We start from the raw sequence: 24,380 nt of genomic DNA, 5'->3' as shown, positions 1-24,380 counted from the left end.
AATACGCTGTAAGCTATCAATAAAATAGCAAGCTAAAAACAAAAAAGCCACCCGGCGTTTTCAAATCGGGTGGCTTTTTTGCGTGCTTGGCTGCGACCAAGAGCGTTGGATTGAGCATGCTCTAACTCAGGAATACCGAGCAAGGGCCGCCCCGCAGCGAAGGTATTGTCCCCCTCCCGCGCAGCGAGAGAGGGGGAAGCGGCAAAGCCGCTCAGGGGGAGCCTCAGATATCAATCCCGCACTTTCCCGGAGCCAGAATGCCGTTGGGGTCCAGAGCACGCTTGATCTTGCGCTCGATATCGCGCTTGACCGGACCGTAGCTCTGCGCCACGCGCTCCTGGAAGGCGGTGTTCACGCGGTACACGGCATAGCCTTCCTTTTCGAACTCGTCCAGCAGCTCGGCAAAGCAGGCGTTGGCACGCTTGGTTTCCTCTTCGTTGCTGCGGTCGTACAGCACGTCGATGACATGGTGCATATCGCGCCAGCCGACGATGAACTCGCCCACATAGTCCAGGCCATGCTTGTTGAGGATCTTCTTGGCCAGCGACTTTTGCTTGTCGCACTCGCTGCCGCGTGCCTGCGACACAGGGGCAAACCACATCGAGCCGCCACCTCCGCGCCAGTTGTAGAGGCCGAATTCCTGCAGGTTTGGCACGCCTGACATGAGCTGGGCACGGTACTTGAAGGGCTGGGTGTCTCCGGCCATCTCCTCGGTGATCAGGCGGCCCTTGCCCAGTTTCCTGAGCGCGTCCTGCACGATCTTGAAGTTGACGTCGACCTGCTCCCTGGTGCCGTACAGCGCAGCGTAGACATTCCAGGCGCCCAGATGCTTGTCTTTCTGGATCTGCTTGAGGATGGCGTCAGGCGTATGGCCGGGCTCAGTGGTGTAGTCCGAGCGGCGGGTGTTGCAGGTGGACGCTTCCCACAGCACGCCGGCAATCACCACCGAATTGGGGATGACCTGGGCGATGCGCAGGGGGCGGATGAATTCCACGATCTCGGAGATATCGCTGTCTTCGTCGAACTGGATTTCCAGCGGCTTGAAGACCGGGGGCTTGGGCATCAGCCAGAAACCCATCTTGGTGCAGATGCCATAGTTGGACTGGGTGAACATGCCGTCCAGTGTCGGGCCGTAGCCCCACTTGAAAACCTGCCAGGCCTTGTCGCCCTTGACGCCTCCCATGCCGGTGCGCAGCACATCGCCGTTGGCCATCACCACTTCCATGCCGCACTGCATCATGAAGTGTTCGCCATAGGGGGTGTAGCCTACGCCGCGGTCCATGGTGTTGCCCAGAGGACCGGCAATGGCAGAAGGTGCCGAGAACGACAGCATCAAGGGAATCTTGTTCTCTTCGAGGTAGTCGTAGAGCATCTGGTAGGTCACGCCAGGCTCGACCAGGGCCGTGCACAGTTCGGGGTCCACGTGGATGATCTTGTTCATCTTGCGCAGGTCCAGCACCACCTGGCCGCGCTGGCCCGGTGCGGCCGAGCCGTAGCCGAAGTTGCGGCCGGTGGAGATGGTCCACACGGGCACCTTGTGCGCGTTGCAGATCTTGAGCACCTCTTGCACCTGCTCCACGGTGGTGGCAGTCACCACGGCCGATGGCGTGTGCTCTTCGGTAGGCACAGCCATCATCACCTTGGTGTAGGGACGAACCAGCTCGTCCTTGATCATCACATTGTCTTCGCCCAGGGCTTTCTTGAACTGGGCGATGGCCGCATCAAAGCTGCTCTCGCTCATGCCCTTGGGCAGGGCCATGTATTTGCTTGTCATGCTCTGCTTTCCTTGTTTCTTAGATTACGCAGCTAAAGGACACGCGGGCTTCCTTGCCTGCTGCCGCCGTGGTGGTGTTCATGACTTGACTGGACGCCAGCGACCGACCCAGCGCCTGGGCCCAGTCGGCGGCGGTGCCGTCCACGCGATGGTGTTCCACGGTCAGCACGCGGCCACCGCTGGAGCGAACCAGATCCAGCACCAGCGTGGCCGAGGCGTCGTCGAGCAGACCCACCAACAGGGTTTCCTGACTGTCGGTCAGCAGCTCGCCCAGTTGGTTGAATGCGGCGCTGTCCAGGCCTTGAAGGCCGGTGTGCAGCGCATTGCGGGATGTGCTCTGAACACCGGCCACAAAGGCCTTGTCCAGTGCGCTGGCGTGCATGGAGGATGTCACGGCCAGCACCTCGGCAGAGCGCGTGGCTGCGCTGGCGGTGCGACCTGCGGCGGAGGTGGCAGCCTGTGCCCAGCCTATGCCGGAGACAGCCAGACCTGTTGCGGTCAGAGCTTTGAGAAGGGAGCGACGATCGGATTGCATTACATCGTCCTTCTTATTTCTTGGCTGGCTCGACAGCCTTGGGGGCCTCTGTCTTGGACAGGTAGTTTGCCAAGTCTTCCAGCGTGGCATCGTCGATATCGGTCACGCGAAAGGATGGCATGGCGTTCATGCCGTTGCGCGCAATGATCACGTAGGTCGCGGGCGGAAAGCCGCGTCCCTTGATGACGGGGCCTATGCCGGCTTCATGGCATTTGGCGCAGGTCTTTTCGTAAAAGCGCTGGCCGGGGCCAGTGCCGTGAGAGTCCGCAGCCGAGGCAGCGAGGCTGAGGCCGGACAGCAGGGCTGCCAGGGCCAGTTGGGAGGCATGTTTCAACGTGGGTCTCCGGTGGTTCTGTGGGTCGGCAGACACAAGGCGCGGGTTGGGGTTCGCGCCTTGCCCATGCGGGCGCTGCACCTGAGGTCTTTGCCTCATGGCCCAGTGCCCGCGATGGAGGTTTCAAGCGAAGACAGCAGTCACGCCTGCCGGCTATGACTGCTGTCCTGGGTGCTTTAGAAGGGGTAGTGACGTGCGGTGGTCTGCATGGTGATCCAGCGGGTGTCTGTGAAGGCATCGATACCGGCCTGGCCGCCAAAGTGACCGTAGCCCGAGTTCTTCACGCCGCCGAAAGGCATCTGTGCTTCGTCGTGCACGGTGGGGCCGTTGACATGGCAGATGCCCGCCTCGATGCGGCCGGCCACGCGCCAGCCGCGCGCTGTGTCCCTGGTGTAGACGGCGGAAGACAGGCCGAACTCGTTGTCGTTGGCCATGGAAATGGCCTGCTCTTCGCCACGCACGCGCACGATGGCTTTTACCGGGGCAAAGGTCTCTTCACGGAAGATTCGCATCTCGGGAGTCACACCGTCGATCAGCGTGGCGGCCATCAAGGTGTCGCTGGCCTTGCCACCGCACAGAATCCTGGCGCCCTTGCTCACGGCATCGTCAATGAGTTCGTTGACACGGTGCACGGTGTTCATGTCCACGACGGAGCCCAGCACCACAGGGCCTTTGCGGGGGTCGCCCAGAGGCAGGGTTGTGGCGCGGGCCACCAGTTTTCCGATGAATTCCTCGGCCACGGCCTCGTCCACGATGATGCGTTCGGTGGACATGCAGATCTGGCCCGAGTTGGCGAAAGCGCCAAAGGTGCAGCCGGCCACGGCGGCGTCGATGTCGGCATCGTCCAGAACCAGGAATGGGGCCTTGCCGCCCAGCTCCAGAATGACCGGCTTGAGGTATTTGGCGCAGGTCTGGCCGATGATGCGGCCCACGCGCGTCGAGCCCGTGAAGTTCACGCGGCGCACGGCGGGGTGAGCCACCATGGCCTCGACCACGGCGCCGGCATCTTCGGGCGCATTGGTCACAAAGTTCACCACGCCTGGCGGCAAGCCGCCTTCCTGCAGCGCTTCGATGATCAGGCCGTGCGTGGCAGGGCACAGCTCAGAGCCCTTGAGGATCACGGTATTGCCGCAGGCCAGCGGCGTGGCAATGGCGCGCACGGCCAAGATGATGGGGGCATTCCAGGGGGCGATGCCGAGCACCACGCCGGCAGGCTGGCGCACGGCCATGGCCATGCTGCCGGGAATGTCCGAAGGAATCAGCTGACCGTTGATCTGGGTGGTCAGCGATGCGGCTTCGAGAAACATATTGGCCGCCAGATGCACATTGAAGCCGGCCCAGATGCCGGAGGCGCCGGTTTCTGCCGCCATGGCTGCGGCAAAGGCCTCGGCCTTTGCTTCCAGTGCCTGGGAGGCCTTCATCAGCATCAGCCTGCGTTCTGTGGGGCCCAGGGCTGCCCAGGCCGGGAAGGCCGCTTGAGCGGCTTCCACGGCACGCACTGCATCGGCTGTTGTGGCGGCCGGGGCACGCGTGGCGACCGATCCGTCCAGAGGGTTCCTGCGCTCGAAAGTGGCACCATTGCTGGCCTGTGCGGTCTGACCGCCGATGAGCATGCTTTGTTCAATCATCTTCGCTTCCTTCACTACCAAGGGCGCGTGACCTCGGTCACTGCTTGTTGATGCACGTTGAAAAGTGGGAGCTGGTGTCGTTGCGCAAGGCTTGCGTCACCGGGCTTGTCTCCACCTTTTGTGGTGTTTCGCCTGAGACTGGCGTGTGAGTGATCGTAGGAAAAGCCTTGGCAAGATGCTGTGCGCAATGTGCACAAACCGTTTGACGAATCGTGCACGCAGCCTAGGGTTTGCACTAGTTTTAATACAGCGTGGGAGATTCTTGCCGGCCTGAGCGCGAAAGTGCTCACTTCCCGATAATTGCTGTACTTTGTCGGCACAGGCAGAGATAGATACAACGAGGAGTCAAGGCCCATGACCGCGCCCGTGGTACTGAGTACCGATGGTCTTCCCGAGAAGGAAACTGCACCAGCCTGGCAGGACTGGATGGCGCAGCTGTTCTCGGGTCTGGATACGGATCTGTATGGCGACACCTGTTTTGACGGGCATCTGAGCGTGGCATACGCAGGCGATGTGATGCTCACCAAGCTGGATGCCGGGCGCCACCGCGTCATACGCGACAGCCACCGTCTGCGCGACAGCGAAGCGGCCTATCTCAAGATCGTGGCCCCCTGGAGCGGCCATGCCGAGGTGGAGCAGCACGGCAGCAAGGCCTGCGTGAGCAATGGCAGCTGGGCCATCTATGACACCTCGCAGCCCTATGTGGTGGCCAATCCCCAGCACACGGAGCACCTGATCATGATGGTGCCCAAACAGAGCATTGCCGAGCGAGGCCTGCGTCTGGAAAACCTCATGGGACGCTCGGTGGGAGGCAGCGCCGGCATTGCGCGCATTGCTCTGCAGACCATGCGCAGCACTTACCAGGAACTGGACAATATGGCGGCACCGCTGGCGCGCCGCGCCGGGGAGTTGCTGGTGGACATGGTGCATCTGTCCCTGCAGGCACTTGGCGGGCAGGCCACGGCGGTGACACAAAAGCAGGCCCTGTACGACCGCATCTGCGAGCATGTGGCCTGCCATGTGCGCGACCCCGGGTTGTCGGTCGATCAGGTGGCCGAAGCACTCAATTGCAGCCGTCGGCATCTGCACAATGCCTTTGCGGGGCGAGACCAGTCGCTGGGCGGCTTCATCCAGCAAAGCCGGCTGGAGCTGTGCATGCGGGAGCTGCATTCACCGGCGCTCGCGCACCGCACCATTACAGAAATTGCCATGGGCTGCGGTTTTGGCAACAGCGCGCACTTCAGCCGTGCCTTCAAGGCCTATGCCGGTATGTCGCCGTCCGAGTTCAGAGCGCTTGGTCATTGATCTGTGCTGACCAGCGTTTTCGAGGCCTATAGGACAATGCAGTCCGTTGCTTAGAAAGCAGGACTGTATTCATGGACATCAATACGCCGCTCACCCTGCTGGGTGGGCTCACAGCCTCTCAATTCATGCGCCGCCACTGGCACAAAAAGCCCTTGCTGGTGCGCCAGGCCATCCCCGGCTTCAAGGCCCCGATTCCGCGTGCTCGCCTGCTGGCCATGGCGGGCGAGGATGGCGTGGAGTCGCGCCTGATTCAACAGCTCGAAGGTGACAACTGGAAGCTCAGCCATGGTCCGCTGTCCCGTCGCAGTCTGCCTGCATTGACCAAGCCGGGCTGGACCGTGCTGGTGCAGGGCGTGGACATGCATGACGCCAAGGCGCATGAGTTGCTGCAGCAATTCCGTTTTGTGCCCGAGGCGCGCCTTGACGATCTGATGATCAGCTTTGCCACCGATCAGGGCGGCGTAGGCCCGCATTTCGACAGCTATGACGTGTTTCTGCTGCAGGCCCAGGGCAAGCGCCGCTGGCGCATCGGTCGTCAAAAAGACCTGTCTTTGCAGCAGGGCAAGCCACTGAAAATCCTCTCCAATTTCGAGCCCGAGGAAGAGTTCGTTCTGGAGCCCGGCGACATGCTGTATCTGCCGCCCAAATGGGCGCATGACGGAGTGGCAGAAGGCGAATGCATGACGTATTCGATAGGCTTTCGCTCCCCCGATCGCAGCGAGCTGGGCCGTGAATTGCTGCTGCGCATGTCGGATGAGCCCGATGAGCCCGAGGCTCCGGTCATTTATCGCGACCCCAAGCAGGAAGCCGTGAGCAACCCGGCGCTGATTCCTGAAGGCATGTATGACTTTGCCCGCGAGGCACTGAAGAAGGCCATGGCCGAGCCGCTGGCGCTGGAGCGCGCGCTGGGCGAGTACCTGAGCGACCCCAAGCCCAATGTCTGGTTCGAGCATGGCGATGAAAACGGCATGTTCGAGAGCGTGGTGCTGGATCGCCGAACGCGCATGATGTATGACGCCAAGCACATCTTCATCAATGGCGAAAGCTATCTGGCGGGCGGCCGCGATGCCACCTTGATGCGCAAGCTGGCTGACACCAGGGCCCTGTCGCGCAAGGATCTGGCAACGGCCAGCGATGATGCGCTGGAGTTGCTGTCGTCGTGGTTCGATGCGGGCTGGGTTCGCTCAGGCGACTGAAACAGGGTGGACTTGTAACAGCGATCGTGCTAACTTACGGGTTTGTCCTCTGTGGCTTTTGTCGATTCGGCGGGCTTTGTATAGGTTATGTAAATCTTCGTCAAAGCTCTGTCAGGGATTTGACAGGAATAAATTTATGCTCCACAGTGTGACTCAAGGCAAGCGTGGGCTTGCCCGGTAAATGAGAACGCACCGATTTGTGCAGAATTGTTTAGTTGCTGTCAGTGTTAGTCAGCAATGGGCAAAACTACCTATAATGCGGGCTGAGTCGAATTTATCGTTTGACCTGATATGCCATAGCGATCAATAGCTGCAAAAGGCTGACCGTAATGGCAATCTGCATACCGTCTGCTGAACCTACCATTTAGGAAACTGTCATGAAGAACTCTCTGATTCTGGCTACCGTGATCGCTGCTGCTGCTCTGGCTGCTTGCGGCAAGAAGGAAGAAGCTCCTGCTGCTCCCGCTCCTGCTGTGGAAGCTCCTGCTGCTCCTGCTGCTGAAGCTCCTGCTGCTCCTGCTGCTCCCGCCGCTGACGCTGCTGCTCCTGCTGCTGACGCTCCTGCTGCCCCCGCCGCTGACGCTCCTGCTGCTCCTGCCGCTGACGCTCCTGCTGCTCCCGCCGCTGAAGCTCCTGCTGCCAAGTAATTCGCTGCATCAGCCAGCTTGAGGCCCAGGCCTCGAGCATGAAAAAACCGCACCCAGGTGCGGTTTTTTTGCGTCTGGGTTTTGCAGCGGATTTTCGAGCTGCGGATGCATGCTTGGCATGCAAGGTCTGCGTCTGGACCTGTATCTGCACTTGGGCGGATTCTGGCGGGCAAGCGCGCGCCATGAGCATTGCAGCCCCAGGCCCAGGCTCGATTCGTTCGGACATGAAAAAAGCCACCAGAGCGCAGTCCGGTGGCTTTTTTATGGGGCGCAGCGCTCTTTACTTCAGATCATCCGTGATGATGCGCACGATACGCTGGCCGTTGGTGGAGCTGTCCGGCTGGCCTTGCTCATTGAGCACGCTGACCTGGGACTTGTTGCCGTCACCCTTGACCTGGATCTGATACTTCTGAGGCGCAGCAGCTTCCTTGCCCTGGCTGAAGATCTTGCTGAAGAAGCCCTTGGACTCGGGCTTGGCGTTCGGGTCCACGTAGCGCACGTAGTAGAGGCCGCGGCTGCGGTCGCGATCTTCCACGGTGAAGCCGGTGCGGTCCAGTGCCACGCCAACGCGGCGCCATGCGCGCTCAAAGCCTTCTTCCAGCTGCAGAGTGGGCACGCCGTTGATGGTGTCCATGCGTGCGCCGGTCGAGGTAGTGGCCGCAGACTTGTCCGCCTTGGCGACGGCAGAGGCCTGCTCTTCGCTCACACCCAGCTTGACCATGATGCGGCGCAGGAACTCGGTTTCCAGTTCGGGGTCGCGAGGACGCGGCTGCCAGATGGTGTTGTCCTTGCGCTCGCTGGTGTAGACCTCCTGCATGCCACGGTGGGTGACATAGATGCGGGTCTTGCCATCGGGCTCGCGCTCCAGGCGGGTGCGGAATTTGTCGCGCTCGCTGGTGGAGTAGAGCGAATCGAACACCTTGCCCAGGCTTTTGCGGATGATGTCCTGAGGCAGCTTGGCGCGGTTTTCGGCCCAGTCGGTCTCGAGAATGCCCAGCTGGCGGTCTTCCATCGAGTAGATGAAGCCGTTTTCCAGCCAGAAGTCGCGAGTGGGTTCCCAGAGCTTGTCGGCTGCACGATCAACCACGAGCCAATGCTCGGCACCGTCACGCTCGATGCGGACGTCGCCAATCTTGTTGGCTGCAGTGTTGTTGTCGGTCGGCTTGGCTGCCTTGGCATTGGCCTGCATGGCAGCAGCGGATACCACGCCACCAGGGACGGTATAGCGCGAGTCTTGCGACAGCTGCGTCAGATCCGGAGGGACTTCAAGAGAGGGGGCCTGATTCTTGCCCGCGCTCTTGTAGTCGATCTTGGTCTCTTGGAACGTGGTCGTGCAGGCAGACAGGCCCAGCGCGATGCTGAGCAGGCTCAAACGTGCTGTTTGTTGTTTCACGCGGATTGTCCTTGGGTAGCGTTCAGGCTATGTGCGAAAAACCGCTAGCTTAGCGCAACTCGATCAGAGTACGCCAACTTTACGCAGAGCATCCTCAACAACTGCTTCGCATTGCTCGCTCAGCGGCGTCATGGGCAGGCGCATGGCGGGGCCGCACAAACCCATGCGGGCCGCTGCCCATTTCACGGGAATGGGATTGGCTTCGACAAACAGGCTCTTGTGCAGGGGCATGAGCTTGAACTGGATTTCCATGGCGCGCTTGGTATCGCCGGCCATGGCAGCCTTGCACAGCTCGCTCATCAGACGGGGAGCGACGTTGGCCGTCACGCTGATATTGCCGTGGCCGCCGCACAGCATCAGTGCCACTGCGGTGGGGTCGTCACCGGAGTAGACGCCGAAGCCGGCAGGCACGTCGCGGATCAGCCATTGAGCACGCTCGATGTTGCCTGTGGCTTCCTTGATGCCGATGATGCCGGGGATCTGGGCCAGACGCAGCACGGTGTCATGCTGCATGTCCGCAACCGAGCGGCCGGGCACGTTGTACAGAACCACGGGCAGGTCTCCAGTGGCTTCGGCGATGGCCTTGAAGTGCTGGTACTGGCCTTCCTGTGTGGGCTTGTTGTAGTAGGGAACGACCTGCAGCTGGCTGTCGGCGCCCACCTTCTTGGCGTACTTGGCCAGCTCGATGGCTTCGTGCGTGCTGTTGGCGCCGCAGCCGGCCATGATGGAGACGCGGCCGGCGGCCTGCTCCACGGCGACACGAATGATTTCGCAATGCTCTTCGACATTCACGGTGGGAGATTCACCGGTGGTGCCGACCACACCGATGCAGTTGGTGCCTTCGGCCACATGCCAGTCGATGAGTTTGCGCAGCGACGGGTAGTCGACGCTACCGTCTTCGAGCATGGGCGTAATGAGGGCAACAATGCTGCCAGTGAGAGCAACGGAGGGTGATGTCATATCCGCAATCAGAAAACGGTAAAAATGAATTCTACAAACAGGGACAGGGTGCAAGCAGTGGTTTGCTGTCAACAGTGTCTAGCAAAACTCTGTTTTTGTCGAAGTGTTGTCGATAAATGACGAAATGACGAAATATTTAAAATTTGTGCGTCATATTGTTTGTTGAAGCCGGGTCTGTTTTAGACAGCATGAAGGCCTTTGCACGGCTTTGCCGTTGCTGAAGATACTGCTGCGGGCTTTGCTTTCGTCCCCGGATCAGGCCGGCGAGCACCGCTGTGGCCCGGTGTCGCCATCAGTTCGCGCTGTAGTTCCAGGCGCTGATATGGGCCTGCGCCAGCCGCTCCATGAAGTCCTCGGCATCTGCCGAGCGCACCACGGTCACGCGCAGGCTGTCGTCATCGGTGGCCAGCTTGATCAGGGCCAGCTGGCGGCCAGCCAGATGTTCGGCCATATGCTCCAGGCCCGATTCAACACCGTCAGCGGGCGTGTCCCACTGCCAGTCATCGGTGCCGGGCAGCCAGTGCGTGGCGGCAATGCCCTCGGCATCCTTCCAGTCAAAGCGGGCGAACTGACCGGCAATGGCAAGCAGATGTCCCCAGTACAGGGTCAGTGCGTTTTCTCCAGCGGGCAGATGCATGACATCGGGGTCGATCTCGTCATCTTCATCCCAGCCCATGTCGTCAGGATCAGGTGCTGCCACGCAGTCACGCCATTGCTGCAGAAGGTCTGCGGCCCGGCTTTTGTCATTCAGGCAGAGAATGCGCGACATAGCCCGCATCCAGTCTTCATCCTCTGCCTCCATCAGTTGCGCGCGGGTCATGGTCGTGGTTTCGGGGGTGTCGCCACCCAGGCCCTTGAACATGCCGCGCAGCGCATTGCGGTAGTCCTCCCAGGTTTCTCCGGTGCGGGTGATGCTGAAATCCTGGATGGAGAACATGACCAGTTCGGCCTCCGGCCCTTCGCCCATGAAGGTGAGCAGTTCATTTTTCTTCGGACTGCAGTTCAGCGGAGGGCACCAGATATCAGGGGCGGCCAGCAGCTTGCCTTTGGTGTTGAAGATGCGGGGCTCGCCTTTTTCGGTGATGGCCAGAAGCTTGCGGCCGGGAAATACCTTGGGGGGCGAGCTGCTGAAGCCGCGCTCTATGGTCTTGAACTGACAGGGGATGATTTCCTGGCCGCGGATGTCGATCACGCCTTCGAGGATACGGTGCTCCTGTTCGCCCTGCTCGTTGACAAAGGGCTCCCGGACGCAGGCGACGGCCAGCTCTGTCTTGGCGCTGAAGTCGTTGATGTGTTCATAGCGGCCCGCATCAAACAGCGGCTGGCCGTCGGCCTTGAGCAGCAACTGGCACGAGTTGCCGTACGGGCCTTTTTCGGCACGGATGAATTCGTCCTGTTCCTCGTTGTAGTCGATGCTGCTGAGCCCTTCGTGCAGCAGCGCGAGGCTGGGCAGGCTGCGCAGCTCCTGCATGTTTTCCTGCCCCGGTGATCGGCAGGCCATGACCTGGGGTGTGACGGCATAGGCGTCGCGATAGCCCTCGGAGGGCGATACCAGCCAGATGCCGTTCAAATCCTTGATGCCGGACTTCGCGCCTTCGCCCGGCGTGGTCTCGGGGTAATGCACGCTCAGATGCTCGCCAGAGACAAAGGTCATGCTTGCGCCTTCCAAGGGTCGCTGCAGCCAGCGGCCATAGGGCGTGACCATGCCCACAGGCCAGTGGTCGCGCTCGGCCTCGTTCTGTGGCTTCAGGCCCGTGCGCGGGTGCAGCCTGGGCATGACGTAATAGCTTTCGGTCGCTTCGTCCCAGGCGCCATGGTGGCGCAGTTCGTAGTGATCGGCCAGCCAGGCGGGCCAGTCTTCTTCGCTTTCCTGCTCGATGACCTCGGTGCGGGCAATGACAGAATCGCTCCACCATCCCATATGGGATTGCGGCGCCCGCTTCAAGGCCTGCAGGGATTCGGGCAGCTCGCCGCCGCTGCAGCTCCATTGCCGGCATAGCTCGCGCTGGGCCTGCAAAAAGGTCGTGAACTCCGCTTCGTCAAAGTCATGCGGACATAGCGTGGCGCAGTCCAGCAACAGCCACTGGCGCGTGCTGGTGCTGATGGTGTGATCGATGTGCTGCCATTGCTTCTTGACGGAGTCGGGCCAATGCGCAGGGCTTTTTGCGGGCAGTGGCTCAATCACGCTCCTCAGCCATTGCCAGCGGGCCCGGACCTGCTCCATGGGTGCGGCCAGGGCCGAGAGGCTTTGCTTGTCCTGGTAGGCGCTGCAGGGCACCAGCTCGGGCAGATGCCGTGCATCGCCCAGCAACACGCTGAACAGCAGCGGCGTGCTGCTGAACCACTCGGCCCAGCCGTCGCAACTGCCGCCGGGCTCTGCGGGCCACTCTGTCGAGGCACTGGGGTGTTCGTTGTGGGCAAGCAGCAGGGCGTAGGCGGGCATGGCAGTCGGGCAGATCGGGGTGGGCAAGAGGGGGCGTCAGGCTTGCACAAGTGCTGCTGGTGCGGCAGGTGCGGCCGCGCCATCGGGCCGGATGGCAGCAATGCGCTGCACCACGCGCGCGGGCTGCTCAAGCAGACCGTGCTCGTAGGCGACGATGCTCCAGCCGGCGCAGACTTGCAGCAGCTCGCCGGGGGCGAGCAGGAAGTCCGGGCGCGAGGGCTTGCCATAGGCCTCGTTGCCCTGGGCGAAGGTTTCGTAGAGCAGCACGCCGCCGGGCTTGACGCTGTCCAGAATCTGCGGCCACAGCGGACGCCACAGATAGTTGGTGACGACCACGCCGTCAAAGCTGCGGCCCGTCAGCGGCCAGGCGTTGTTTTCGATGTCGGCGGTAATCGTCTCGGCGATATCCGCCACGGACCGGGTCGCCTCCGGCGCCCTGTCCACGCTGGTCAGGGTGTGGTTCAAGGCCGAGAAGAAACGGGTATGGCGACCCATGCCGCAGGCCAGGTCCAGCACCGATCCCTGCGGGCGTACCAGATGGGCAAAGCGGGCAATCCAGGCAGAGGGCGCCGGCGCGCAGTGGCTGGCGGTCGTAGCAGGAATGGCGGCGGGTGCGGGAGGCTGGGAGTTGCTGGTCATCTTGCGAAAACTATAGCAGTGCCCGCAGCCAAATCCTTGCATGCCTTGTGCGTCGATGCGTCGGCAGCAGCTCGCGCCGGCTCAGTGCGGCTTCACATCGTCCTTGAGGGCGGCCAGGGCCATGTCTTCCACCATGCCCGGGGCGATCAGCTTGATGAAGCGGCCCAGCTTGCCCTTGCCTGTCATCACCACTTCGCGCTGGCGGCGCTTCAGGCCGTCGAGGATGAGACGCGCGCATTCGGCCACCGTCATCGCGCCGTCTTCCTTGAGGCCGCTGACGCCTGCGGCCTCGCCTCTGGCGTTGTAGCCGTGGACGCGGATGCGCGTGTCCACCACGCCGGGGTAGGCGGTGGTTACGCTCACGCCGGCGGGTTTGAGCTCGATGCGCAGGGCTTCGAAGAAGCCGGCCATGGCGAACTTGCTGGCGCTATAGGCCGTGCGGCCCGGCACGCCGATCAGACCGGCCAGCGAAGACACGGCGACGATGGAGCCCTGGCTGGCCTTGAGGTGCGGCAGCGCCGCATGGGTGCACCAGACGCTGCCCCAGAGGTTGATGCGCATCAACCTCTCATACCAGCCCAGGTCTTGTGCGCTGACCTGCTCGAACAGCGCATGGGCAGAGACTCCGGCGTTGTTGATCAGGGCATCCAGCCCGCCAAACTGCTGCACGGCGGCGTCGATCAGTGCGCGGCACTGGGCCTCTTCGCTCACATCGGTGGGAACTTCCAGCACTTGCGCCCCCAGGGCTCGGCATTGTTCTGCCACGGCTTGCAGATTGCCGGCATTGCGCGCGGCCAGCGTCAGCTGCAGCCGGCTGCCATGGGTTTGTGCCAGCTGGCGGGCCATTTCGGCGCCTATGCCGTCCGAGGCTCCGGTGATGATGATGCGGGCCATGCTCTCTCCCGGCCATGCCGCCCGGGCCGGTTGCCCAAGAGCTCAGAAGCAGGCCCAGACCTGGTCTGCCAGTGTGAGCATGAATTCCGGTTGCAGATACAGGGCAAACACCGCCAGCAGCAGCACGAGCACGGCACACCAGATGGAGATGCGTTGCCAGAGTTTGAGCGGCATGGGGGTGTCTCCGGTATCAGGCTGCGCTGGGCGCGCTGCGCACAATGGCTGTCTCGCGCACGGGCAGGTTGACGATGGCGGCAAAAATGCCCAGGGCAATCGAGATGTACCAGACCATGTCGTAGTTGCCGTTGATATCGTAGAGATAGCCGCCCAGCCATACGCCCAGGAAGCTGCCGATCTGGTGGCTGAAGAAGACAAAGCCGCCCAGCATGGACAGATGCTGCACGCCGAAGATCTGGGCGATGGTGGCATTGGTCAGCGGCACGGTGGACAACCACAGAAAGCCCATGGCGGCGCAGAAGGCATAGACCGACCAGGGCGAGAGCGGGGCCAGCAAAAAGGCCACTGTGGCCACCGAGCGCAGGCCGTAGATGCCCGACAGCAGATAGCGCTTGGGCAGCTTCTGGCCCAGATTGCCGGCCAGATAGGTGCCGAAGATATTGAACAGGCCGACCAGGGCCAGCGAATAGCTGGCCACATGGGGCGCCATGCCGAAGTCCTTCAGATAGCTGGGCATATGCACGCCGATGAACATGACCTGAAAGCCGCAGACAAAGTAGCCCGCCATCAGCAGCAGAAAGCTGGGGTAGGTCCAGGCTTCCCTGAGTGCCTGGCCCACGGTCTGCTCGCGCTTGATGGGCGTGCTGCCGCCAAAGCCCGGCTCGCGCAGGCCAAAGGCCAGGGCGGCAATCAGCAGCGCGAACAGCGCGAGTATCAGCAAGGCATTGGACCAGCCGAACTGCGCGATCAGCTTGCCCTCCACGGGCACCATGAAGAACTGGCCGAACGAGCCTGCCGCTGCGGCCACGCCCATGGCCCAGCTGCGCCGCGCCACCGGAATCTGCCGGCCCAGCACGCCGTAGATCACGGCATAGGTAGTGCCGGCCTGGGCCGCGCCGATCAGCACGCCGGCGGTCAGCAAAAACACCGTGGAAGTGGGAGACAGCGCCATGCCGACCAGACCCAGGGCGTAGAGGACGGAGCCGCCGATCAGCACCTTGAAGGCGCCGATGCGGTCGGCCAGCATGCCGACGAAGATGCCCAGGATGCCCCAGGACAGGTTCTGCACGGCGATGGCCAGGGAAAAGTTCTCGCGCGTCCAGCCCATCTCCTGGGTGATGGGCTGCAGCCACAGGCCGAAGCCGTGGCGTATGCCCATGGAGAGCGTGACGATGGCGCCACCGCACAGAAGAATCTGCGCCATGGACATGGGGGCTTGAGTTGTCTTTGTAGTCATGCCGTGTGTGCGAAAAAAGGCTTGGGGGCGGTCAGCACACCACTGTAACGAAACCCGCTGTTTTGCGCCTGCACAGCTCGTCACATGCGTGGCAGTCCGGCCTGCCAGAATGCGATGGCAGTGCTGGGTTGCCTGGATGCACAGCGAATCAGAAAAATAAAAAAGTGAGCGTCTTACGTAGTATTTGTAAATGATTTAGGTAAAAAACTATATTAAATATATGAATTACATAAGGTAAAAGCTATCTTTTTGATAGTCTTCTCTGCGATAAAGATCCGGTAAAAACACGTTGCCAAGACAGATGTTCGGGCTTTGTGCAAGAGTATTGGGAGTAAACAACTGTGAATTTATCCAGCTCTCATCTGGAGAGGCTACTACAATCCGCCCCCATGGCAGTCAAACCGTCCAACGAATATTCCGAAGGCTCGATCCGCGTTCTCAAGGGTCTGGAGCCTGTCAAACAGCGTCCCGGCATGTATACGCGCACCGACAACCCCCTGCACATCCTGCAGGAGGTGATCGACAACGCTGCCGACGAGGCGCTTGCCGGCTACGGCAAGAAAATCAAGTTCACCATGCATGCCGACGGCTCCTACAGCGTGGAGGACGACGGGCGCGGCATTCCCTTTGGCCTGCACCCCGAGGAGAAGGCGCCCGTGGTGGAGCTGGTCTTCACGCGTTTGCATGCGGGCGGCAAGTTCGACAAGGGCAATGGCGGCGCCTACAGCTTCTCGGGCGGTCTGCATGGCGTGGGCGTGTCGGTGACGAACGCGCTGGCCACGCGTCTGGAGGTGCAGGTGCACCGCGACGGCCAGGTGGCCACGCTGGTGTTCTCGGGCGGCGATGTGATCGAGCCGCTGAAGGTGCGCCCTTTGCAGGCTGGCGAGCGCAAGCAGGGCACGACGGTACGTGCCTGGCCCGATGCCAAATACTTCGAATCCTCGGCCCTGCCCATGGGCGAGCTGGTGCATCTGCTGCGCAGCAAGGCCGTGCTCATGCCCGGGGTGGCCGTTTCGCTGATCAACGAAAAATCGCGTGACACCCAGAGCTGGCAGTTCAAGGGCGGTCTGCGCGACTATCTGGCGCAGAGCCTGCATGGCGAGCCCGTCATCCCCCTGTTCGAAGGCGAGGGCTTTGCCGACAAGAACAACGACAGCTTTGCCGAAGGCGAGGGCGCGGCCTGGTGCGTGGCCTTCACCGAAGACGGTGCGCCGCTGCGCGAAAGCTATGTCAACCTGATTCCCACCACCGCTGGCGGCACGCATGACAGCGGCCTGCGCGACGGCCTGTTCCAGGCCGTCAAGGCCTTCATCGACATGCACTCGCTGCTGCCCAAAGGCGTCAAGCTCATGCCCGACGACGTGTTTGCGCGCGCCAGCTATGTGCTCAATGCCAAGGTGCTGGACCCGCAGTTCCAGGGCCAGATCAAGGAGCGCCTGAACTCGCGCGATGCCGTGCGTCTGGTCTCGGGCTTTGTGCGCCCGGCGCTGGAGCTGTGGCTCAACGAGCATGTGGACTGGGGCAAGAAGCTGGCCGAGATCGCCATCAAGGCCGCCCAGACCCGCCAGAAGGCCGGCCAGAAGGTGGAAAAGCGCAAGGGCAGCGGCGTGGCCGTGCTGCCCGGCAAGCTGACCGATTGCGAGAGCAAGGACATAGCCGTCAACGAGGTGTTTCTGGTCGAGGGCGACTCTGCCGGCGGCAGCGCCAAGATGGGCCGCGACAAGGAAACCCAGGCCATCCTGCCTCTGCGCGGCAAGGTGCTCAACACCTGGGAGGTGGACCGCGACCGGCTGTTCGCCAACAACGAAATCCACGATATCTCGGTGGCGATCGGCGTGGACCCGCATGGCCCCAATGACGAGCCAGACCTGTCCGGCCTGCGCTACGGCAAGATCTGCATTCTCTCGGATGCGGACGTGGACGGCTCGCACATCCAGGTGCTGCTGCTGACGCTGTTCTTCAAGCATTTCCCCAAGCTCATCGAAGCCGGTCACATCCATGTGGCGCTGCCGCCGCTGTTCCGTGTGGACGTGCCTGCACGCGGCAAGAAGCCGGCCATCAAGGTCTATGCCCTGGATGCGGGCGAGCTCGATGCCATCATCGAAAAATGCGCCAAGGACGGCGTGCCGCGTGAGAAATGCCAGGTCAGCCGCTTCAAGGGCCTGGGCGAGATGAATGCCGAACAGCTGTGGGAAACCACGCTGAACCCCGATACGCGTCGTCTGCTGCCGGTGCAGTTCATGAATCTGGACTTTGCACAGTCGGAAGCCGTGGTCACCAAGCTCATGGGCAAAGGCGAAGCCGCCGCTCGCCGCGAGCTGATGGAGCTGCATGGCGATGCCGTGGAGGTCGATATCTAGGCGGGCGTTGCCAACGCCTGCACTAGCGGTCGCTACCGGCCGATGGAGCCAGCCATGCACAAGCCAATGTTCGATGTCTCAACCAGCCAGCTGCCTGCGCGCGGCGGGTTCGCGTCTGTGCGTTTGCGACGTGCGGTGGCGGCTGCCTTGCTGGCGGGCTCGGGCTGGCTGGCCATGGCGCCGGCGGCACATGCCGATCTCTGGGCCTATGTCGACGAATTCGGCGTCACGCACTTTGCGGCCGAGGCGCTGGACGAGCGCTACAAGCTGTTCTTCAAGGGCGAGCTCTACGACAGCAGCCAGCCGGGCCTGCAGCTCAAGCAGGACTCGGCGGCCGAGGGGCTCAACGCCCGCACCCGTATGCAGAGCTTTTTCGAGGTCTCGCCGCGCTACAAGAGCGTGAGGCCGCATCTGCAGAAGGCGGCCGAGAGGACCGGCGTGGACTACGACCTGATCAAGGCCGTGATCGCCGTGGAGTCCGGCTTCGATGCCCAGGCCGTCTCGCCCAAGGGGGCTGTCGGTCTGATGCAGCTGATGCCGGCCACGGCCGAGCGCTTTGGCGTGTCGGCCAGCAAGAAGCGCAGCATGCAGCAGCAGCTGGCCGACCCGGCCGTGAACGTGCCTGCCGGCGCGCGCTATCTGAGCTATCTGATGGACTTGTTCCCGGGCCGGCTCGATCTGGTGCTGGCCGCCTATAACGCGGGCGAAGGTGCGGTGCAGAAATTCGGCAAGGCGATTCCGCCCTACAAGGAAACAATGAATTACGTCAAGGCCGTCACGGGCATTTACGAACAGCTGCAGGCAGCCAGGCCCCTGAGTGGCCGGCTGGCTGCGGCCGGCTCGGCTGGCCGCAGCGGCTCCCGCATACGCATGACTCTGCCGGGCGCAGCCTCTGCGGCTGCGGACGCGCAAATACCTTGAGTCGCCGGATCGGCGCAATTTGGAAAATCACAAAGAATTCATGAGCGATCAAACCACACTGGATTTGTCTCAACAAGCCGCTGGCGATGCACTGGACCTGGGTCAATACGCACAGCGCGCCTATCTCGAATACGCTTTATCGGTGGTCAAGGGCCGTGCCCTGCCGGATGTCAGCGATGGCTTGAAGCCCGTGCAGCGCCGCATTCTCTATGCCATGGAGCGCATGGGGCTGAGCTATAGCGGCCCGAACGGCAATACGGCCGCCAAGCCGGTCAAGAGCGCCCGCGTCGTCGGGGACGTGCTGGGCCGCTTTCACCCGCATGGCGACCAGTCGGCCTATGACGCACTGGTGCGCATGGCGCAGGATTTCAACCAGCGCTACCCGCTGGTCGACGGACAGGGCAACTTCGGCAGCCGCGACGGAGACGGCGCAGCTGCCATGCGTTACACCGAGGCGCGCCTGTCCAAGATCACCGGCCTGCTGCTCGATGAAATCGATATGGGCACGGTGGACTTTGTGCCCAACTACGACGGCAGCACCCAGGAGCCCAAGCAGCTGCCGGCCCGTCTGCCGTTCTCGCTGCTCAATGGTGCCAGCGGCATTGCCGTGGGGCTGGCAACGGAAATCCCCAGCCACAATCTGCCCGAGGTGGCGGCGGCCTGCGTGGCCCTGATCAAGAAGCCGCAACTGCCCGAGGAGGAGCTGCTGGCGCTGATTCCCGGCCCAGACTATCCGGGCGGCGGCCAGATCATTTCATCGAGCAGCGATATTGCCGACGCCTACCGCACGGGCCGCGGCAGTCTCAAGGTGCGCGCACGCTGGAAGATCGAAGAGCTGGCACGCGGCCAGTGGCAGCTGGTGGTGACCGAGCTGCCGCCTGGTGTGTCGGCCCAGAAGGTGCTCGAAGAGATCGAGGACATCACCAACCCCAAGGTCAAGACCGGCAAGAAGGCGCTGAGCCAGGAGCAGACCCAGCTCAAGGCCAGCATGCTGGCCGTGCTGGACTGCGTGCGCGACGAGTCGAGCAAGGATGCGCCAGTGCGCATCGTGTTCGAACCCAAGACCGGCAAGATTCCTCAATCGGAGCTGATCACGGCGCTGCTGGCGCACACCAGCCTGGAGTCTTCGAGCTCGATCAATCTGACCAGCATCGGCCTCGATGGCCGCCCGGTGCAGAAGTCGCTGCGCCAGATGCTGGAGGAGTGGATCGCCTTCCGCTTCCAGACCGTGACGCGACGCAGCCGGCATCGGCTGGAGAAGGTGCTCGATCGCATCCACATCCTCGAAGGCCGTCAGGCCGTGCTGCTCAATATCGACAAGGTCATTGCCATCATCCGCGCCAGCGATGAACCCAAGCAGGCCCTGATCGATGCCTTCAATCTCTCCGAGCGTCAGGCCGAGGACATTCTTGAAATCCGTCTGCGCCAATTGGCGCGCCTGGAGGCCATCAAGATCGAGCAGGAGCTCAAGGAGCTGCGTAGCGAGCAGGGCAAGCTCGAAGACATCCTGGGCAGCGAGGCGACCATGCGCCGCCTGATCTGCAAGGAAATCGAGGCCGATGCCAAGACCTTTGGCGATGCCCGTCGCACCCTGATCCACGAGGAAAAAAAGGTGGTGGCCGAGGTCAAGGTGGTGGACGAGCCCACGACCGTGATCATTTCCGAAAAGGGCTGGGTGCGCACGCGCCAAGGCCACGGTGTGGACGCTGCCACGCTGAGCTTCAAGGCAGGCGATAGTCTCTATGGCACGTTCGAGTGCCGCACGGTCGATCAGCTGCTGGCCTTTGGCAGCAACGGCCGGGTCTATTCGGTGCCGGTATCGGCCCTGCCGGGTGGACGCGGCGACGGCCAGCCCGTGACGACGCTGATCGAGCTCGAAGCCGGAACGCAACTGCTGTACTACTTTGCCGGCAGCGAAAGCACGCAGCTGCTGCTCTCGGGCTCGGGTGCCTACGGCTTCACGGCGAGCGTGGGCGATATGGTTTCGCGCCAGAAGGCCGGCAAGGCCTTTGTCACGCTGGGCGAGGGCGAGACCCTGTGCGCACCGTCGGTAGTGCATGGCGTGCCCATGAATGCGCGTGCCGAATATGTCGAAGGCGGCGAGCAGGGGGCCGGTTTGCTCAACCCCGCCAGCCATGTGATCTGCGCCTCGGTGGGCGGCCGCATTCTGACCTTCGAGATCGCCGAGCTCAAGGCCATGCCCAAGGGCGGGCGCGGCCTGATGCTGATCAGCCTGGAAGACAAGGACCAGCTCGCCGGCGCTGCCGCCTATACGCGCAGCATTCGCCTGGATGGCGTGGGGCGCGGCGGCAAGGCACGTACCGAGACGCTGGAGATCCGCAGCCTCAACAATGCCCGCGGCAATCGTGGGCGCAAGGGCAAGGCAGCCGACCTGGGCTTCAAGCCCCAGGCGGTGACGCGCGTGGAATAAGCAGGCTTGTGCCGCCTGTCAAAAAGCCGCGCCAGGCAGGTCCTGGGCGGCTTTTTGTTTTCTGCGGTGCAAGCATGGGCCAGGGGCAGCGCACTACAAAGGGAAATTCCTGCTGCTGACATGGGTTCAGCATGGATACATTTTGTCTCAATGCGCGGCGATGTCTGCGCGCAGGCCTTGTGCAGCTTTGTTGGCAGGATATTTTATGCAGCGACTCAAGATGGCCCACAAGCTCTGGGCGGCAGTGTTACTCATCGTGGCGGTGTTGATTGCGGTGATCGGGTTCGCGGGCTACCGCTCCTCGGTCACGCAGCAGGTGTCGGACCAGACGGCGCAGCAAATGCGCTCACGCACCGAGCTGGCGATCGAGTGGATGGGCCTGACCGAAGCCAACGCCGTGCGCACGTTGGCATTGGCGCTGAGCAGCGAGGCGTCGGTGGAGGCGAGCTTCAAGCCCGCGATGGCCGAGACCTCGGACCGTATTTCCAGGGTGCAAAAGGCGCTGCAGGCACTGGCGGTGTCTGCCGAGGACAAGGCCCAGATGGAGCGCGTGTCCGCAGCGCGCCAGCAGGTGCTGACGCTGCGCCAGCAGATTGCCCAGCTCAAGAACCAGGGGGAGGCGGTCCGGGCTCTCGCGCTGGCCGAGCAAAGCTTCAAGCCCGCGATTGCAGCCTATCTGCAATCGCTGCAGGCGTTTGTCGACCTGCAGAAAAAGGCCGCTGCCGACAGCCTGCTGCAGATGGCCGAGTTGCGCATGGCGACCGTGAAGATAGCCGGTGTGGTCGTGCTGTTTGTGGTGCTGGGCATTGCCGCCGGTGCCTTCTTTCTGATCCGCAGCATACAGTCGCCGCTGCTGGCCGCCCAGGTCATGGCCGAGCGCATTGCCGGCGGCGATCTGCGGGTGGGCGAAACCGTGCAGCGCCATGACGAATTCGGCGCGCTGCTGCGCACCCAGCAGGACATGTGCCGGGCGCTCAACGATATGGTGGCCCAGGTGCGCCACAGTGCCGACAGCATTGCCACGGCCAGCGCCGAGATCGCTGGCGGCAACCAGGACCTGTCGGCGCGCACCGAGCAGACTTCCAGCAATCTGCAGCAAACCGCTGCCGCCATGGAGGAGTTCACCAGCACCATCCAGAACAGCGCCAGCAGCGCAGAGCAGGCGCGCAGCACGGCATCGGGCGCGGCCGCCCTGGCCCAGCGCGGCGGCGAGGTCGTGGCTTCCATGGTGGTGACCATGGACGAGATTCGCCAGAGCAGCCAGAAGATTGGCGACATCATCGGCGTCATCGACGGTATTGCCTTCCAGACCAATATCCTCGCGCTCAATGCGGCGGTGGAGGCGGCGCGCGCCGGCGAGCAAGGGCGCGGTTTTGCCGTGGTGGCCAGCGAGGTGCGCTCCCTGGCCCAGCGCAGCGGCGACGCGGCCAAGGAAATCCGTACCCTGATCGGCACCTCGGAGGCGCGCGTGCAAAACGGCATCAGTTTGGTGCAGAGCGTGGGCGAATCCATGGACAATATCGTCAAATCGGTGCAGAACGCCAGCACCATGATTTCCGAGGTGAGCGAAGCCTCGGTCCAGCAAAGTGCAGGCGTGACCCAGGTCAACCAGGCCATCAGCCAGCTCGATCAGATGACACAGCAGAATGCGGCCCTGGTCGAAGAATCGGCCGCTGCCGCGCAAAGCCTGCGGGAGCAGGCCGAGCAGCTGACACAGACGATCAGCATGTTCCGCATGGATGATCTCAGAAGCAGCCACTTACATGCCAAGGCTGGTATTGAATCGGTAGCAAAAGGGACCGCCTCGACGGTCCGGCCACGCCCGTCCGGCGCCGCGCGCCAGCCGGCGCTTGCGCACCAGGAGTGATTCGGGTCGCGCCGCTTCAGCCGATGACCGGCACGGCGTCAAAGAGGTGCGCCGGTGCCATGATCTGCTCGCGGCTGGCGACCAGGGGCAGGTCGCGCTGCCCCGATTCGGTGCGAGAGACCAGTGCATACAAGGTGCTCACGGCCCTGGACACGGCATCGGGCACGGCGCGCCCTTGAATCAGATGGCCCAGCAGCACGGCCGAGAACACATCGCCCATGCCGTTGGGCAGGGGGTGCAGGTCGATATAGGGCGTCTGTACCAGCCAGGATTGGTCGGCCGTCACGGCCAGCGTGGCCAGCTGACCGGATGGCAGATCGTCGGTGCGCAGGCTGGTGATGACGATCAGGGCCGACGGGCTGTGATGCAGCTGCGTGAGCATGGAGCGGGCCGCCCGGGTGGCCGCCTCCACGGTGCTCAGGGGCTGGCCGCCGCACAGCAGCTCGAACTCGTAGTGGTTGGGCGTGATGACGCTGGCCTGGGACAGCGCGCGCTTGCGCAGAAAGTCCGGGATGCCGGGGCGCACGAACACGCCGCGCCCCACATCGCCCATGACCGGGTCGCACAGATAGTGGGCCCCGGGCTGGGCGGCGCGCACCTCCTGCACGGCGGCCAGAATGGCTTCGCCCACGCCGGCATCGCCCAGATAGCCCGAGAGCACTGCCGTGCAGCGCGCCAGCACGCCGCGGGCGCGCAGGCCGTCCAGCACATCCTGTACATGGGCGGGCGTGAAGACCTGGCCCTTGAACTCGCCGTAGCCGGTGTGATTGGAGAACTGCACCGTATGCACGGCCACGGGCTCTATGCCCAGCAACTGCAGCGGCAGCATGGCCGCGTCGTTGCCCACATGGCCGTAGGCGACATGGGATTGAATGCTGAGAACCAGCGGGGGTGCCTGCGTGCCGGGCATGGGGGCTCTTTCGTGAGTGGTCGGGATGCTTGCGGCAAGCATCGCGCTGCAAAGATAAAGTGAGCTGCTTGCGCTTATCTATCAAGAAGTTCAGATTGTTTTGTATCTGAAATCTATGAATAGCAAGCGGTATTAGCTCACTTTATGTGAGTGAGCCGAAGTCTTAGCCCAGCTCGGCCATCAGCTCGATTTCCACGCAGCAGCCCAGGGGGATCTGGGCCACGCCGAAGGCGCTGCGGGCGTGCTTGCCGGCTTCGCCGAAGACTTCGCCCAGCAGTTCGCTGCAGCCGTTGGTGACCAGATGCTGCTCGGTATAGCTGGTGCTGGAGTTGACCAGGCTCATGACCTTGACGATGCGCTTGACGCGATTCAGATCGCCGCCGCAGGCATGCTGCAGCGTGCCCATCAGATCCACGGCCACGGCGCGGGCTGCCTGCTTGCCTTCTTCGGTCGTCATGTTCTCGCCCAGCTTGCCGACCCAGGGCTGGCCGTTTTGCTTGGCGATATGGCCGCTGAGGAACACCAGATTGCCGGTCTGCATATAGGGCAGGTAGGCGGCTGCAGGCAAGGCCACTTCGGGCAGGGTGATATTCAGGGCTTTGAGTTTTTCATAGACGCTCATGACGACTCCAAAAAGTGCGAGGCTAAGGGATCGACAAGTTTGACACAGCAGCGGGCCAGGGCATTGATTGCCTTGGCATAGCGGCCATAGCTTTTGAATTGATAGCT

Annotated in this window: 20 protein-coding genes; 7 read left to right on the top strand and 13 right to left on the bottom strand. The window is 62.6% G+C overall.

Translation table 11 applies throughout. The features are described from left to right. Positions 1–223: 223 nt before the first annotated feature. From CTATCC11996_RS11805 to CTATCC11996_RS11790, 4 genes are all read right to left on the bottom strand, one after another. Positions 224–1,774 carry an FAD-binding oxidoreductase gene (locus CTATCC11996_RS11805; protein WP_003076341.1) on the bottom strand — a complete coding sequence of 517 codons (1,551 nt, stop codon included), beginning with the start codon at positions 1,772–1,774 and terminating at the stop codon, positions 224–226. Positions 1,775–1,793: 19 nt separating this feature from the next. Next, entirely contained in the window at positions 1,794–2,309 is a 516-nt protein-coding gene (locus CTATCC11996_RS11800) for a hypothetical protein (protein ID WP_003076340.1), read from the bottom strand. Positions 2,310–2,322: 13 nt separating this feature from the next. After that, complete coding sequence (locus tag CTATCC11996_RS11795; protein WP_003076338.1) at positions 2,323–2,643, bottom strand: c-type cytochrome; 321 nt, start codon at positions 2,641–2,643, stop codon at positions 2,323–2,325. A gap of 176 nt (positions 2,644–2,819) precedes the next feature. Further along, positions 2,820–4,271, bottom strand: coding sequence for an aldehyde dehydrogenase (locus CTATCC11996_RS11790; RefSeq protein ID WP_003076336.1), 1,452 nt, complete (start codon positions 4,269–4,271; stop codon positions 2,820–2,822). A gap of 354 nt (positions 4,272–4,625) precedes the next feature. Between CTATCC11996_RS11790 and CTATCC11996_RS11785 the strand changes: the two genes are divergently transcribed. From CTATCC11996_RS11785 to CTATCC11996_RS25025, 3 genes are all read left to right on the top strand, one after another. Further along, positions 4,626–5,576: an AraC-like ligand-binding domain-containing protein gene (locus CTATCC11996_RS11785; protein ID WP_003076335.1), complete on the top strand. Its 951-nt coding sequence runs from the start codon at positions 4,626–4,628 to the stop codon at positions 5,574–5,576. 71 nt (positions 5,577–5,647) lie between these two features. Next, positions 5,648–6,772: a JmjC domain-containing protein gene (locus tag CTATCC11996_RS11780; protein ID WP_003076333.1), complete on the top strand. Its 1,125-nt coding sequence runs from the start codon at positions 5,648–5,650 to the stop codon at positions 6,770–6,772. Between the two features lie 377 nt (positions 6,773–7,149). Beyond that, on the top strand, positions 7,150–7,419 hold the full coding sequence (locus tag CTATCC11996_RS25025) for a hypothetical protein (protein ID WP_034348919.1): 270 nt from the start codon (positions 7,150–7,152) through the stop codon (positions 7,417–7,419). Positions 7,420–7,699: 280 nt separating this feature from the next. Here the strand turns inward: CTATCC11996_RS25025 and bamC are convergent, their stop codons facing one another. The 7 genes from bamC to CTATCC11996_RS11745 form a co-directional block, all read right to left on the bottom strand. Next, positions 7,700–8,812 (bottom strand): outer membrane protein assembly factor BamC, encoded by a 1,113-nt coding sequence (gene bamC, locus CTATCC11996_RS11770; RefSeq protein ID WP_034348918.1) that lies wholly within the window; start codon positions 8,810–8,812, stop codon positions 7,700–7,702. A 63-nt stretch (positions 8,813–8,875) separates the two neighbouring features. Continuing rightward, positions 8,876–9,772 carry a 4-hydroxy-tetrahydrodipicolinate synthase gene (dapA, locus tag CTATCC11996_RS11765; RefSeq protein WP_003064577.1) on the bottom strand — a complete coding sequence of 299 codons (897 nt, stop codon included), beginning with the start codon at positions 9,770–9,772 and terminating at the stop codon, positions 8,876–8,878. A 292-nt stretch (positions 9,773–10,064) separates the two neighbouring features. After that, a complete protein-coding gene (locus CTATCC11996_RS11760) occupies positions 10,065–12,215 on the bottom strand; it encodes a DUF6630 family protein (protein WP_003076328.1) in 2,151 nt (716 codons plus the stop codon). A gap of 36 nt (positions 12,216–12,251) precedes the next feature. Further along, positions 12,252–12,854 carry a class I SAM-dependent methyltransferase gene (locus CTATCC11996_RS11755; protein WP_370511088.1) on the bottom strand — a complete coding sequence of 201 codons (603 nt, stop codon included), beginning with the start codon at positions 12,852–12,854 and terminating at the stop codon, positions 12,252–12,254. A gap of 81 nt (positions 12,855–12,935) precedes the next feature. Continuing rightward, a complete protein-coding gene (locus CTATCC11996_RS11750) occupies positions 12,936–13,748 on the bottom strand; it encodes an SDR family oxidoreductase (RefSeq protein WP_003076324.1) in 813 nt (270 codons plus the stop codon). Between the two features lie 42 nt (positions 13,749–13,790). Further along, a complete protein-coding gene (locus CTATCC11996_RS26475) occupies positions 13,791–13,922 on the bottom strand; it encodes a hypothetical protein (RefSeq protein ID WP_003064585.1) in 132 nt (43 codons plus the stop codon). Between the two features lie 16 nt (positions 13,923–13,938). After that, positions 13,939–15,135: an MFS transporter gene (locus CTATCC11996_RS11745; RefSeq protein WP_003076322.1), complete on the bottom strand. Its 1,197-nt coding sequence runs from the start codon at positions 15,133–15,135 to the stop codon at positions 13,939–13,941. A 416-nt stretch (positions 15,136–15,551) separates the two neighbouring features. On the opposite strand from CTATCC11996_RS11745, the gene CTATCC11996_RS11740 reads away from it, so the two are divergent. The 4 genes from CTATCC11996_RS11740 (at position 15,552) to CTATCC11996_RS11725 (ending at position 22,741) form a co-directional block, all read left to right on the top strand. Further along, on the top strand, positions 15,552–17,522 hold the full coding sequence (locus CTATCC11996_RS11740) for a DNA topoisomerase IV subunit B (protein ID WP_003064589.1): 1,971 nt from the start codon (positions 15,552–15,554) through the stop codon (positions 17,520–17,522). A gap of 54 nt (positions 17,523–17,576) precedes the next feature. After that, positions 17,577–18,443, top strand: a complete 867-nt coding sequence (locus tag CTATCC11996_RS11735; protein ID WP_034349049.1) for a lytic transglycosylase domain-containing protein — start codon at positions 17,577–17,579, stop codon at positions 18,441–18,443. A 40-nt stretch (positions 18,444–18,483) separates the two neighbouring features. Beyond that, a complete protein-coding gene (parC, locus tag CTATCC11996_RS11730) occupies positions 18,484–20,874 on the top strand; it encodes a DNA topoisomerase IV subunit A (protein WP_003076318.1) in 2,391 nt (796 codons plus the stop codon). A 205-nt stretch (positions 20,875–21,079) separates the two neighbouring features. Continuing rightward, a complete protein-coding gene (locus tag CTATCC11996_RS11725) occupies positions 21,080–22,741 on the top strand; it encodes a methyl-accepting chemotaxis protein (RefSeq protein WP_003076317.1) in 1,662 nt (553 codons plus the stop codon). Between the two features lie 16 nt (positions 22,742–22,757). Here CTATCC11996_RS11725 and pdxY read toward each other — a convergent pair whose 3' ends face one another. Together pdxY and CTATCC11996_RS11715 are read right to left on the bottom strand one after the other, a co-directional pair. Continuing rightward, positions 22,758–23,651 carry a pyridoxal kinase PdxY gene (gene pdxY / locus CTATCC11996_RS11720; protein ID WP_003076314.1) on the bottom strand — a complete coding sequence of 298 codons (894 nt, stop codon included), beginning with the start codon at positions 23,649–23,651 and terminating at the stop codon, positions 22,758–22,760. 163 nt (positions 23,652–23,814) lie between these two features. Beyond that, the gene (locus tag CTATCC11996_RS11715; RefSeq protein ID WP_003076313.1) at positions 23,815–24,273 is read right to left on the bottom strand and encodes a RidA family protein; all 459 of its coding nucleotides are present in this window, start codon (positions 24,271–24,273) and stop codon (positions 23,815–23,817) included. Between the last annotated feature and the right edge of the window lie 107 nt (positions 24,274–24,380).

The organism is Comamonas testosteroni ATCC 11996 (genome assembly GCF_000241525.1).
In the GTDB taxonomy this organism is placed as follows: domain Bacteria; phylum Pseudomonadota; class Gammaproteobacteria; order Burkholderiales; family Burkholderiaceae_C; genus Comamonas; species Comamonas testosteroni.
This window is presented reverse-complemented; position numbering and strand designations above follow the sequence as displayed.